General features: G+C 52.5%; 12 protein-coding genes. 8 read left to right on the forward strand and 4 right to left on the reverse strand.

Annotated features, from left to right (window positions below; all coding sequences use genetic code 11):
* Positions 1-26: 26 nt before the first annotated feature.
* Together NST26_RS13840 and NST26_RS13845 are read left to right on the forward strand one after the other, a co-directional pair.
* A complete protein-coding gene (locus NST26_RS13840; protein ID WP_340953369.1) occupies positions 27-995 on the forward strand; it encodes a sugar phosphate isomerase/epimerase family protein in 969 nt (322 codons plus the stop codon).
* 3 nt (positions 996-998) lie between these two features.
* Positions 999-1,970 carry a phosphotransferase family protein gene (locus NST26_RS13845; RefSeq protein WP_340953368.1) on the forward strand — a complete coding sequence of 324 codons (972 nt, stop codon included), beginning with the start codon at positions 999-1,001 and terminating at the stop codon, positions 1,968-1,970.
* A gap of 82 nt (positions 1,971-2,052) precedes the next feature.
* On the opposite strand, the gene fabV is transcribed toward NST26_RS13845, so the two are convergent.
* A complete protein-coding gene (gene fabV / locus NST26_RS13850; RefSeq protein ID WP_340953366.1) occupies positions 2,053-3,246 on the reverse strand; it encodes an enoyl-ACP reductase FabV in 1,194 nt (397 codons plus the stop codon).
* A 131-nt stretch (positions 3,247-3,377) separates the two neighbouring features.
* On the opposite strand from fabV, the gene NST26_RS13855 reads away from it, so the two are divergent.
* The 3 genes from NST26_RS13855 (at position 3,378) to NST26_RS13865 (ending at position 6,726) form a co-directional block, all read left to right on the forward strand.
* A complete protein-coding gene (locus NST26_RS13855) occupies positions 3,378-3,926 on the forward strand; it encodes an HXXEE domain-containing protein (RefSeq protein WP_340953365.1) in 549 nt (182 codons plus the stop codon).
* Positions 3,927-4,051: 125 nt separating this feature from the next.
* Complete coding sequence (locus tag NST26_RS13860; protein WP_036729120.1) at positions 4,052-5,122, forward strand: ABC transporter ATP-binding protein; 1,071 nt, start codon at positions 4,052-4,054, stop codon at positions 5,120-5,122.
* A gap of 170 nt (positions 5,123-5,292) precedes the next feature.
* Positions 5,293-6,726: a glycoside hydrolase family 43 protein gene (locus NST26_RS13865; RefSeq protein WP_340953363.1), complete on the forward strand. Its 1,434-nt coding sequence runs from the start codon at positions 5,293-5,295 to the stop codon at positions 6,724-6,726.
* Between the two features lie 116 nt (positions 6,727-6,842).
* On the opposite strand, the gene fabF is transcribed toward NST26_RS13865, so the two are convergent.
* Entirely contained in the window at positions 6,843-8,081 is a 1,239-nt protein-coding gene (fabF, locus tag NST26_RS13870; protein ID WP_340953361.1) for a beta-ketoacyl-ACP synthase II, read from the reverse strand.
* Positions 8,082-8,213: 132 nt separating this feature from the next.
* On the opposite strand from fabF, the gene NST26_RS13875 reads away from it, so the two are divergent.
* Positions 8,214-9,056 carry a helix-turn-helix transcriptional regulator gene (locus NST26_RS13875; RefSeq protein WP_340953360.1) on the forward strand — a complete coding sequence of 281 codons (843 nt, stop codon included), beginning with the start codon at positions 8,214-8,216 and terminating at the stop codon, positions 9,054-9,056.
* 124 nt (positions 9,057-9,180) lie between these two features.
* The gene (locus tag NST26_RS13880; RefSeq protein ID WP_340953358.1) at positions 9,181-10,290 is read left to right on the forward strand and encodes a citrate synthase/methylcitrate synthase; all 1,110 of its coding nucleotides are present in this window, start codon (positions 9,181-9,183) and stop codon (positions 10,288-10,290) included.
* A gap of 183 nt (positions 10,291-10,473) precedes the next feature.
* Here NST26_RS13880 and NST26_RS13885 read toward each other — a convergent pair whose 3' ends face one another.
* Together NST26_RS13885 and NST26_RS13890 are read right to left on the reverse strand one after the other, a co-directional pair.
* Positions 10,474-10,956 (reverse strand): hypothetical protein, encoded by a 483-nt coding sequence (locus tag NST26_RS13885; protein WP_340953356.1) that lies wholly within the window; start codon positions 10,954-10,956, stop codon positions 10,474-10,476.
* A 232-nt stretch (positions 10,957-11,188) separates the two neighbouring features.
* The gene (locus NST26_RS13890) at positions 11,189-11,476 is read right to left on the reverse strand and encodes a hypothetical protein (RefSeq protein ID WP_036694360.1); all 288 of its coding nucleotides are present in this window, start codon (positions 11,474-11,476) and stop codon (positions 11,189-11,191) included.
* Between the two features lie 183 nt (positions 11,477-11,659).
* Between NST26_RS13890 and NST26_RS13895 the strand changes: the two genes are divergently transcribed.
* Positions 11,660-12,427 carry an exodeoxyribonuclease III gene (locus tag NST26_RS13895; RefSeq protein WP_340953355.1) on the forward strand — a complete coding sequence of 256 codons (768 nt, stop codon included), beginning with the start codon at positions 11,660-11,662 and terminating at the stop codon, positions 12,425-12,427.
* The last annotated feature ends 58 nt before the right edge of the window (positions 12,428-12,485 follow it).

A 12,485-nucleotide genomic window follows, 5' to 3' on the forward strand; every position in this document is an offset into this window, starting at 1 on the left:
AACCTTAGGAGAGGTGGAATCTGCAAATGAAACTTGGAGTATTTATGGTGTTGTTCGGCGGCCGCAAGCTGGAGGATGCACTGGATTATGTGGTCTCCAAAGGACTGAAAGCCGTTGAGATCGGTACCGGAGGGTACCCTGGAAACAGCCACTGCAATCCCAAAGAGCTGCTGGAGAATGAAGCGGCCCTTCAGGAATTCAAGCACGCGATTGAATCCCGTGGCTTGATCATCAGCGCGTTAAGCTGCCACGGCAACCCGCTGCACCCGCAGAAGGAGCTGGCAGACAAGGATCACGAAGTATTTGTAGACACCGTGAAACTTGCACAGAAGCTGGGCGTCAAGGTTGTGAATACCTTCTCCGGCTGTCCGGGCGATCATGAAGGCGCGAAATATCCGAACTGGCCGGTTGCCCCATGGCCGAATGATTACCAGGAGATTCTGGCCTGGCAGTGGGAGAACAAGGTCATTCCTTATTGGACAGAGCAGGCGGCCTTCGCCACTGCACATGATGTGAAGATTGGACTTGAGCTGCACGGAGGCTTCTCGGTACACACTCCGGCTACCCTGCTGAGATTAAGAGAAGCTGCCGGAGAGGCCATCGGGGCGAACCTGGACCCGAGCCATATGTGGTGGCAGGGAATTGATCCGGTACAGGCCATTCATATTCTCGGCCGTGAGGGCGCGATCCATCACTTCCATGCGAAGGATACCGTTATTGATCCGGTGAACGTCAACAAGCATGGCCTGACGGACATGCAGTCCTATACGAATATGCTGGACCGCGCCTGGCAGTTCCGTTCCGTAGGCTACGGACACGATGTCAAGGTCTGGGCAGATATGATGAGCGCACTGCGTCTGGTAGGCTACGACTTTGTAGTCAGCATTGAGCATGAAGACGGCTTGATGTCCATTGAAGAGGGCTTCTCCAAAGCGGTTGACAATCTCAAGCAGGTGCTGATCGAAGAGCCGCTGTCTGAGATGTGGTGGGTCTAACCGGTGGAGAGCTTCACTAAAGTCCAATTAAACGACTGGCAGCTTAGTCTCTTGACTGCCGCAGCCTTTGGGACAGATGTGCAGATCGCCAGCAGCAGGGAGTTGACTGCCGGATTCTTCAATACGGCTTATGACCTGGAGCTTAGCGACGGCCGCTCCGTCATTCTTAAGGTGGCTCCGGACCCGGAGACAGAGACTCTTAGCTACGAGAAGGATATCATGCGTGCTGAGGTGGAGGCTCTCCGGCTGGTACGTGCTGCTGGCGGTGTGCCTGTGCCGGAAGTGTACAGCTATGACGACAGTCTGCAGCTGGTTCCGTGTCCGTATTTTTTCATGGAGAAGATTGAAGGGCAGCCGTATAACGAGGTGAAGGAGAGTCTCACTGAGGAACAGCGGTATTCCATTGAATACGAGCTGGGTCAGTATCAGCGGAGAATCAATGCGATTGAAGGGCCAGCCTTCGGGCTGTTCGGCAAAGAGTCTGACGGGAGCGGGCTCACCTGGAGGGAGACCTTCCGGTCTATGCTGCTGAACCTGCTTCAGGATGCGGTCAGACTGGGTGCAGGATTGCCCGCAGAACAGCAGGAAATAGAACAGGTGCTGGAGCTGTATCTGCCTGCTCTGGATGAAGTGACGCAGCCGCGCCTGGTGCACTGGGATCTGTGGAACGGCAACATCTTTGTAAGGGATGGGGTAATCGTATCCATCATTGACTGGGAGCGGGCGATGTGGGGCGATGTGCTGCTGGAGTATTATTTCCGGCATTTCGAGAGCTCGGCAGCGTTCTATGAAGGGTACGGGTCGGCTTTTGCCAGCCGGAATGAAGGGCTGCGTAAGCAGCTATATGACCTGTATCTGGACCTTATCATGCTTATAGAATGTTATTCGCGCCAGTACAAGGATGAGAATCATGTGAACTGGGCGCATGACAATCTCGCTGAGTCCTGGAAGCGGTTCTCGGCTCTGGTACTATAGGATACACAAGAGGCCGGATCTCTTCTGAGATTCCGGCCTCTTGAGATTGTGTACAACAGACCAGATGAATGTCAGTCAGCAATCAGTAGCTGCTGTTCCGGATGGCAACAACCGGGCTGATGTCAGCTTCATAGTCAACGCCGCCGGATTCGAAGCCGAACAGCTGGAAGAACTCGCGTCTGTAACCGGCCAGATCGGAATATTCGTAGACGTTCTCCGTGCTTAGCATGGGCCAGATCCGGTCCACTTCCGTCTGCACAGCATGGCTCATCTCATGGTCATCTATTCGGATGCGCCCTTGCGCATCTACCGGAGTCCCTTCAGGGTTGTACAGGAAACCGGTATACAGCCGGTAGGCTTGCTCAATACAGCCTTCGTGCACTCCCTGTTCCTTCATGACCTTATAGAGTACTGAAATGTATAGCGGGACTACAGGAATCGCCGAGCTGGATTGGGTCACCAGACCCTTACTGACTGCCACATAGGCGCGGCCGCCAGTTCGTGATAATTCTGCATTCAGCTGTAAGGCTGTAGCTTCCAGATGGTCTTTAGCCCGGCCGATGGTCCCGTCGCGGTAGACAGCCTGTGTAAGCTCTGGACCTACATAGGAAAAGGCGAGAGTGACCGCATCTGCTGCCAGAACCCCGGAATCCCGAAGCGCTTCAATCCATAGCTGCCAGTCTTCTCCGCCCATCACATGAACAGTAGCATCGATTTCAGCTTCGGTGGCCGGTTCAATCTGTACGGTGCTTAGTTCTCCGGTATGGAAATTAACGGTTGTATTGGTATAAGGGCTGCCGATGGGCTTCAACACAGATTGATAAACTTCTCCGGTCTGCGGGTCTGTTCTGCGCGCCGAGGCTACACTGTAGATTATCAGATCAACCTGTCCAAGCTCACTGCGGATCAACTTGATGGTCCGTTCTTTTGTCTCAGCGGTAAAAGCGTCCCCGCACACGCTATAGGAGTGCAGGCCCGCCGTGTGGGCCATCTCCTCAAACGCTGCGGAATTATACCAGCCTGCGGAGGCGGTCCGGGTCTCGCTGGCTGTACTCGGCCTATAGACACCTACAGTGGCTGCTCCAGCACCGAAGGCTGCTGCAATTCGGGCAGCAAGCCCGTAACCGGTTGAAGCGCCGATAACGAGCACATTGCGGGGACCTGTAAACCTTTTTTGATTCAGTACATAGGTCACTTGCTCCTGTACCTGCTGCGCACAGCCTGCCGGATGGGCAGTCGTGCAGATGAACCCGCGGGTTCTTGGTTTTATGATCATTTTAGTGTTACCTCGCTTTCCTGGGTGGTCCTAGGATATAATTTACTTTATCGAGTGTTATCCCCGCAAGCAGGACAGTGACAGCAGAGAACATACCGGATGACAACTTTCACGGCAAAGGGACGGATGTTATGATGTTGAACTGGCTTCAAATACATATGGACGTAATAAGCTTGCTGTGGCTGCTGCCTGTAGTCTTTATGTTTCATGATTTTGAAGAGATTCTTACAGTGGAGTCTTGGGGGAACAAACATGGACCGGCTGTTACCGCATCGCTTTCCCCCTCCTTGCGGAAGCGTATGGCACCTATGATGGGCATGACTACGAGGAATTTTGCCATGGATGTGCTCTTCGTGTATATTCTGATAGTAGGGGTAACCTCCGTTGCGGTATTTTTAGAGTTCTACTGGCTCTACTTAGCTGTCCTCGCTGCGCTGTTGCTGCATGTCTTCACACATTTGGCACAAAGTATAGTTCTGAAGCTGTATACCCCAGGTGTTGTGACAGCATTGCTTGTGATATTTCCGTATTCCTTGTATGCTTTTTACCGTCTGCTTCATGAGGGTGTTGTCAGTGAAGCTGACATAGGCTGGTCGCTGCTGCTCATGTTGATTCTAACACCGCCGCTTGTATGGGGATTGATGAAGAAGCGGGCAAGGCATAAGCATAGCGAAGAATGATGATTTTGACGGTGACGTTTTCAGAAAAATCTTGACGTAAGCCCCTAAAGGTAGATAAAATAATAGTATTGCGTGTTTTTTGGAATCACTATCATAACTTGAAAAGAAACAGAGAGGGTGACAGGATGGAGCGCCTTTTAGAGGTAAAAGACCTGGCTATATCATTCAGAACACGCGGAGGAGAAGTTCAAGCAATCCGTGGTGTCAGCTTTCATGTAAATAAAGGGGAGACACTGGCGATTGTTGGCGAATCCGGTTCCGGTAAGAGCGTAACCTCGCAAGCCGTCATGAAGCTGGTTCCTCAGCCTGCGGGCGAATATAAGCGTGGACAGATTCTGTTCGATGGACAAGATCTGATCGGCAAGAGTGAGAAGCAGATGCAAAAAATCCGCGGCAAAGAAATCGGAATGATCTTCCAAGATCCGATGACTTCACTCAACCCGATGATGAAGGTTGGCCGGCAGATTACGGAAGTGTTGTTCAAGCATGAGAATATCACGAAGGAAGCTGCCTACAAACGTGGCGTTGAATTGCTTAATCTGGTAGGTATTCCGTCACCGGAACGCCGTTTCCAGCAGTATCCGCATGAATTCAGCGGCGGGATGCGCCAACGTGTTGTAATCGCTATGGCACTGGCTGCTAACCCTAAGCTCCTGATTGCCGATGAGCCGACAACCGCGCTTGACGTAACGATTCAGGCACAGATCCTCGATCTGATGAAGGACCTGCAAAAGAAGATTGATACAGCGATCATTTTCATCACCCATGACCTTGGGGTTGTGGCAAGAATGGCTGACCGTGTAGCTGTAATGTATGCCGGACAGATCGTTGAAATGGGTACCGCAGAAGAGATCTTCTACGATCCAAGACATCCGTACACTTGGGGCCTGCTGGCTTCCATGCCAAGTCTGGAGAGCAAAGGCTCGATGCTTACAGCGATCCCGGGCACACCACCCGACTTGATCAAGCCGCCTAAGGGGGATGCTTTCGCCCTGCGCAGCACGTATGCAATGGCGATTGACATGGAGAAGGAACCGCCAATGTACAAGGTATCGGACTCCCATCTTGTGAAGTCCTGGCTGATGCATCCGATGGCACCAGCGGTGGAGCCGCCGGATGTCGTGAAGAAGCAGCGCCGCGTGTTGAGCAATGCCTATCCAGAGCCGGTACTTGTCGGCAACAGCAGCGAATACTAAGTTTGATTAGATCAGCGTCAGGCCATAATCGGCCTGGCGTTTTTTTTGTTATATGGGGGATTATACTTCATATAAACCTAAAACAAAACTAACTAATATAAATAAAAGTATTGACTTAATCTCATTTGCCCAGCAAAATGTAAGGGTATACATAGGGAGGTTATGATGAGATGAGAAAAAGATCCTTAACGGCGCTGATATCCTTATCCCTGCTGTCGGCATGCAGTGGAGGGAATCCGGAAGGGCCGCCGGAGTTCGGGAATGTATCTGTACACGATCCCTCTGTGATTAGGGTGGAGGATACGTATTACGTGTTCGGTTCGCATCTGGCCTCGGCCAAATCCAAGGACCTGATGTCGTGGACGCAGATTTCTTCCGGCGTGACGGACGATAATGTGCTGATACCGAATGTAACGGAGGAGCTTAGCGAGACGCTTAGCTGGGCCCAGTCGGATACGCTGTGGGCACCGGATGTCATTCAGTTGGCAGACGGCAAGTTCTACATGTATTACGATGCCTGCAAGGGGGATTCCCCGCTGTCGGCGCTAGGTATTGCCGTAGCCGATGAGATTGAAGGTCCTTATAAGAATAAAGGCATTATTCTGAAGTCGGGAATGTCCGGCATCGGGGATGATGGAGAGGTGTACGATGCCACGGAGAAGCCGAATGTGGTGGACCCTGATGTGTTTTTTGATAAAGACGGCAAGCTGTGGATGGTCTACGGCTCCTACTCGGGCGGCATCTTCATCCTGGAACTAGACCCGGCTACGGGCTTCCCGCTGGAGGGCCAGGGCTACGGCAAGAAGCTGCTCGGAGGGAATCATGCGCGGATTGAAGGGCCGTATATGCTATACAGCCCGGAGACCGATTATTACTATCTGTTTCTCTCCTACGGAGGGCTTGATGCGAATGGCGGCTATAATATCCGTGTAGCGCGTTCCAAGCATCCGGCTGGCCCGTTCGAGGACTCGGAAGGTAAGGCTATGCTGGATGCGCAGGGGACGCCGGGAGTGCTGTTCGATGATCCGGCCTACGCACCTTACGGCGTGAAGCTGATGGGGAATTATGAATTTGTGAATACAGCTAAAGAAGCCGCCGGATCAGGTACAGGCTATGTCTCCCCTGGACATAATTCGGCGTACTACGACGAGACAAGCGGGCAGTATTATCTGATCTTCCATACCCGGTTCCCGGGTCTTGGGGAGCAGCATGAGGTTCGGGTTCATCAGATGTTCATGAATGAAGCAGGCTGGCCTGTTGTCGCACCCCATCGTTACGGAGGCGAGAAGATAGGCAAGTACACTGCCAAGGATGTGACGGGTGCTTACATGCTGGTGAACCACGGCAAGGAGATTACGGCTGAGCTGGCGGAGTCGCAGAGGGTAGAGCTGAACACAGACGGCACGATAAGCGGGGCAGTAACAGGTACATGGTCCTTGAGCAAGGATCATATGGCGAAGCTGACGATAGAGGGTTCGGAGTACAGCGGGGTGTTCCTGCGGGAATGGAATGAAGCGGCCGCAAGCGAGGTAATGACCTTCACAGCACTTTCAGCAGAAGGCGTTGCAGTCTGGGGCAGCCATGTGTCACCGGAGAAAAAGTAACCTGATCCCGTGAACAGTCAAGTCGCAGCCGGCATCATACCCTTAACCATTACAAACAGCGGACCTCCCTTAGAATGGGAGATCCGCTGTTTGCTGTATATAGGAATTAGCTGCGATTATGCTTCATACTTGCGCAGAACGATTACAGCGTTATGGCCGCCGAAGCCAAAGGAATTGGAGATCCCGATCTTCAGCTCCGCTTGGCGGGCTACGTTAGGAACATAATCCAGGTCGCAGTACTCGTCCGGCTGCTCCAGATTAATCGTCGGCGGGATGATCCCTTCTTGCAGGCTTTTGAGCAGGGCAATAGCTTCCAGACCTCCGGCTGCGCCGAGGGCATGTCCGGTCATCGATTTGTTCGCCGTGACGGGAATCCGGTAAGCCTGCTCTCCGAACAGCTTCTTGATCGCCAGGGTCTCCGAACGGTCTCCGACGATCGTGCTGGTTGCGTGTGCGCTGATGACATCTACCTCTCCGGGACTAATTCCAGCCTCGCTGAGCGCCAGCTTCATCGCCTGATAGGCTCCTATCCCCTCAGGATGGGTGGCTACCATATGATAAGCGTCCGAGCTGGCGCCATATCCGGTGACCTCGCCATAGATGACGGCATCTCTGCGCAGGGCATGGGAGAGGGATTCGAGGATCACAATAGCTCCGCCCTCCGCAATGACAAATCCGTCCCTGTTCCGGTCAAAAGGCCGGCTGGCCCCCTGCGGCTCCCCGTTCCGTGTAGACAAAGCGGTCGCATTCCCGAAGCTGGCCAGGGCAATCTCGGTCACCGCCGCTTCCGCCCCTCCGGCGATGATTACATCGGCCCCGCCGTACCGGATCAGGCGGAAGGCTTCGCCAATGGCCGTATTCCCGATGGAACAGGCAGTCACCGGCGAGAGTGTAGGCCCCTGCGCCCCCAGCTTGATGCTGATCATGGCTGCCGCCATATTGGAGATCAGCATCGGGATCAGGGTAGGGCTTACCCGCTCCGGCCCCCGGGAACGCAGCAGTTCGCCCTGGTCCATCAATGTCTGGATACCGCCTACGCCGGAGCCTACATAGACGCCCAGCCGTTCCCGGTCCAGCTCCTCCAGCCGGAGACCGGAATGCGTCCAGGCTTCCTCTGCGGCAGCAAGCGCGAACTGGCTGAACCGGTCTATTCGCCGGGCTTCCTTGCGCCCGAATCTGGCATCCGGGTCGAAGGCCTGTACCGAGCCGGCAATCTTGGTTTTGAAGTGAGTGGTATCAAAAGAATCAATCGGCGTAATCCCCGATTCTCCTGCCGTAAGGCGGCTCCAGAACTGGTCCACGGTATTGCCAAGCGGGGAGATGATACCCATTCCTGTAATCACGACACGTTCCATCTGCTATTCCTCCTGTTAATCTGAATAAGCTTATTTTTTCATGTTGCTTATCCTATTACAAGTTGTAGTTTATACTAGTATAATTACTACTACACTAACAGACAGACGAACTGTAAGGCAGGAGGAAGCATGATGTCCAATCAGAACAGGCTGCAAGCATTATCAGAATTCCTGAAAGCAAGACGCGCGGCCATCACCCCGGCAGCGGCGGGCCTCCCGGAGGGCACCCGCAGGCGGACGCCCGGGCTCCGGCGCGAGGAAGTGGCGCAGCTCTCGGGAGTAAGCAGCACCTGGTATACCTGGCTGGAGCAAGGGCGGGATATTAAAGTGTCTCCATCCGTTCTTGATTGTATTGCTGCAGCACTTCAACTGACGAAGGATGAGCGGAGTTACTTGTTCGCTCTGGCGCTGGAGAACGGGCAGGGAGTCACGGACTATACCCAAGAGGAGCCTTCGGTGATTCATCCGTCTCTGCAGAAGATATTGCAGGAGCTGAAGACCTGCCCGACAATCATCTCGGACCGGCACTGCGGCATTGTGGGCTGGAATGAGGCAGCGGCGCATGTGTTTCTTGATTTCGCCAAGTTGGCTCCGCAGCAGCGCAATATGATCTCACTGCTGTTCGAGCGCAAGGAGTTCAGGCGGCTGGCTGTGAATTGGGAGCAGTTCGTCCGGGGATACCTATCGATCTTCCGCGCCTACTACGGGCAATACCTGGAGGACCGCTGGTACGATGAATTCATTGCGGAGATGAAGGAGCGGCATCCTGAATTCAATCATTTATGGGAAGAGAGCCGGGTCAGCTCCGCGCCGGATGTTGTACTGGAATTCCGGCATGCCAAAGCCGGCAAAATGCTGTTCCATCTAACCTCCCTACAAGTACAAGGTGCAGCGGATCTGCGCTGTAGCATCTACACGCCAGCCGGTGACTCTGGTACAGAAGCCAAGCTGAAGCAGCTCATGGAACCTAAGTAATACAGGTGATAGAATTTTCTTATTGATTCATAAAAAACTATAAATATGCAATATAGATTTTGCAGTTTATACTCCTAATATGATGAATTTCTTCCTGCGGGACCGGAAAAGGGGTAAAGATATAATGGCTAAAGTAACGGGATTAGAAGGCGTAGTTGCCGGAGAGACAGCAATTGGATTGGTAGATGGGGAGAAAGGGTATCTGGTGTACCGCGGGTATTGGGCGAAGGAGCTTGCGGTGAGCAAAAGCTATGAGGAAGTTGCTTATTTGCTCTGGAACGGACATCTGCCTGATGCGGAGGAACTGGCGCAGCTCAAGGTGCAGATGGCAGCGGAGAGAGCGATTCCTGAATATCTCTGCAAGATGCTTGATCTGTATCCGGCGTCTGTACCACTGATGCTGGTATTACAAAGTGCAGTGGCTGCGCTTGGGGATGAGGAGAACGCCACCTGGCCGCCCACACTGAAGCAAGCCGTGCGGCTGACGGCAATGCTACCGGCGATCATAGCTTACCGGTACCGCAGCCTTCAGGGCTTGCCGCCGCTGAAATCGCTTCCTGAGCTTGGCCATGCCGCGAATTATCTGTATCTGCTCACAGGCAAGCTGCCTGAAGAGGCTCATGTAAAGGCGCTTAGCGCCTATATGATCCTGTGCATGGAGCATGGCATGAATGCCTCTACCTTCGCCGGGCGGGTGGTGCTGTCCACGGAATCGGATATGTGCGCGGCCGTAGCCGGATCGATCGGGGCCATGAAGGGTCCGCTGCATGGCGGCGCGCCGTATGAAGTGATATCGATGCTGGAGGAGATCGGGACGAAGGAACGCACGGAGCCTTGGCTGAGAGAGAAGCTTGAGGCCGGGGAGAAGCTGATGGGCTTCGGGCACCGGATCTACAAGACCAAGGACCCGCGGGCGGAAGCCCTGCAGATTGCGACCCTTACGATGGTCGGCAAGGATGCTTCCTTTGATCTTGCGCTTCATGTGGAGGCTACAGCGATAGCGCTTCTGGAGGAATATAAGCCGGGCCGCCGCCTGTTCACCAATGTTGAGTTCTATGCTGCGGCTATTCTGAAGGCGCTGGAGCTGGCGCCGGAGATCTTCACGCCTACATTCACAGCGGGAAGAATTGTCGGCTGGACGGCCCATTTGCTGGAGCAGTCAGCCCATAACCGGATTTTCCGGCCACAATCTACTTATATCGGACCTATGCCTGAATCAGAGACTGCCTTGTAAAAGCACATACCATCCGCCCAAACGGCGCACAAAACATCTTCAGCCGCCTAACAGCCGGGGCCAACCCGCAGCGAGGCGCATGAGAAATGTCCCGGAACGTAAATAATGCCCTTTCCACTTCCTGCTGGGAAGGGAAAGGGCTGAAAAGTTTGCATTCATGTTACTAGGAGGACTTGATGATACTTATTGACCGGCTGTATTTGAAGCCCAGACAGGATACCAGCCTAAACCCACGTTCTTTGTGTTGTAAAGAACTAAATTTCCGTCATCTTGAACGATTAGCAGGTCACCCACGAGGTTGACTGGTACATTCCCTTGTCCGTACCACGCTGTAGCCCATGCATTATTGTCTGACGTCCAAAATGGAGTATTATTCCAATCCATTAACTTAAGTCTGCCATTATATTGATCAATAGCGAGCTGGGATATTCTAAAGTCGCTGGTATTGGTGTGCCATATCATGGTGCGTTTGTGATTATTCCATAACTGTATATCTCCTGAAGGCATAAAATTCAGGATATATTTCATGTTGTTTGATACTAGCGGGCTCGCATTCCCAATAAATCTTTCGCGAACCGTGAGACGTTCTCCAAATGCAAATGTTGCAGAAGCAATAGGGAGCTGGATCATGAGCACCGCAAATAAAAGCAGAAAAATCTTTTTCATAATAGCCTCTTTTCTGGTATATTTTATCATTTCCTCATCAACTATATCATAAATTTTATATAAATGAGAGATTAATCTAAAGATTGCAAAATATATTTCTGAATTGAGAGATTCAATCAAATAAGCGGAATGGATCGTATTTGTCCTGAAACGACAAAAAGATGGACTCCCCGGAATAGCGAGAAGTCCAAAAATAGTCAACAGAGCATGAGGGGGATACTCTTACATTAGATTAGAAATCAGAGGTTGCCACTTCGATGGTGCCGAAGACTGCACCGGCAGCTGTGCTGAGAAGTCCGGCGACAAGCAGGGCATGAACAGATAGAGTGAGACTGTTAAATGCAGGGATCAGATAAGTGACCACTGGAGCGTTGACGCGGTAAATAACGAGATCCACGGGGAACCCGGAATTGTTGTTTACCGTCACAGCTGCGTTGATGCCACCTGCCAGATTTTCATAGTAAGATTTACCTACAGAAGCCGGCAGATTGAAGAATTGTTGCGGTAATAGGATAGCCATTGTAATGTCCTCCTTTTCCTTGTGATAGGATAGTATATTCGGCAAAACTATGATTGCTGTAACGTATGCCATGGGAGATTCACACATTTCAATAGGATGCCGGCAGATTCATAGACAAATAGACAACCCGGATCTATGGTACACTGGATGTAATCTAGTGACAGGTAAGGGGAAATGACAACGATGAAGCTGGTATCCTGGAATGTGAACGGTCTGAGAGCTTGTGTGAATAAAGGGTTTAATGAGTATTTCCGGGAGGTTAACGCAGACATCTTCTGTGTGCAGGAGACGAAGCTCCAGGAGGGACAGATTGTTCTGGACCACGGGGAAGAATATGCCGGGTACTGGAATTATGCGCTCAAAAAAGGATATTCAGGTACGGCTGTATTCACTAGAATCAAGCCGCTATCCGTACGATATGGACTGGAGCAGGAGACGGAGGATGAGGGGCGGATTATCACCCTGGAATTCCCTGATTTCTATTTGGTGAATGTGTATACGCCGAATGCCAAGCGCGATCTGTCGAGGCTGGACTACCGGATGGAGTGGGAGGACCGGTTCCGCGCCTACTTGCTGAAGCTGGATGAGCATAAGCCGGTTGTCGTGTGCGGGGATCTGAATGTGGCGCATCAGGAGATTGACCTGAAGAATGCGAGATCGAACCGGGGGAATTCAGGCTTCACCGACGAAGAACGCGGCAAAATGACCACGCTGCTCGCAGCCGGCTTCGTGGATACCTTCAGATGGTTCTATCCTGAGCTGGAGGGTGCCTACAGCTGGTGGTCCTACATGCCTAAGGTCAGAGAGAAGAATGTGGGCTGGCGGATCGATTATTTTCTCGCTTCAGAGCGCTTGACCCCGCGTCTGCTGGACGCCGGAATTGAATGTAATGTCCTAGGCAGCGATCATTGCCCGGTGGTCCTCCATCTGGCGGATACGGCGGAAGCATAGACAGAGTGTATAGATATGATATACAAAAGGCGGTATCCCGGAGTTCGGGATACCGCCT

Source organism: Paenibacillus sp. FSL R7-0128 (assembly GCF_038002245.1).
GTDB classification, from domain to species: domain Bacteria; phylum Bacillota; class Bacilli; order Paenibacillales; family Paenibacillaceae; genus Paenibacillus_AQ; species Paenibacillus_AQ silagei.

Coding starts and splice junctions, on each gene's coding strand:
- NST26_RS13890 (WP_036694360.1), bottom strand. CDS start 11,476: ATGGCTATCCTATTACCGCAACAATTCTTCAATCTGCCGGCTTCTGTA.
- fabF (WP_340953361.1), bottom strand. CDS start 8,081: ATGGAACGTGTCGTGATTACAGGAATGGGTATCATCTCCCCGCTTGGC.
- NST26_RS13895 (WP_340953355.1), top strand. CDS start 11,660: ATGAAGCTGGTATCCTGGAATGTGAACGGTCTGAGAGCTTGTGTGAAT.
- NST26_RS13865 (WP_340953363.1), top strand. CDS start 5,293: ATGAGAAAAAGATCCTTAACGGCGCTGATATCCTTATCCCTGCTGTCG.
- NST26_RS13880 (WP_340953358.1), top strand. CDS start 9,181: ATGGCTAAAGTAACGGGATTAGAAGGCGTAGTTGCCGGAGAGACAGCA.
- NST26_RS13855 (WP_340953365.1), top strand. CDS start 3,378: ATGATGTTGAACTGGCTTCAAATACATATGGACGTAATAAGCTTGCTG.
- fabV (WP_340953366.1), bottom strand. CDS start 3,246: ATGATCATAAAACCAAGAACCCGCGGGTTCATCTGCACGACTGCCCAT.
- NST26_RS13885 (WP_340953356.1), bottom strand. CDS start 10,956: ATGAAAAAGATTTTTCTGCTTTTATTTGCGGTGCTCATGATCCAGCTC.
- NST26_RS13840 (WP_340953369.1), top strand. CDS start 27: ATGAAACTTGGAGTATTTATGGTGTTGTTCGGCGGCCGCAAGCTGGAG.
- NST26_RS13875 (WP_340953360.1), top strand. CDS start 8,214: ATGTCCAATCAGAACAGGCTGCAAGCATTATCAGAATTCCTGAAAGCA.
- NST26_RS13860 (WP_036729120.1), top strand. CDS start 4,052: ATGGAGCGCCTTTTAGAGGTAAAAGACCTGGCTATATCATTCAGAACA.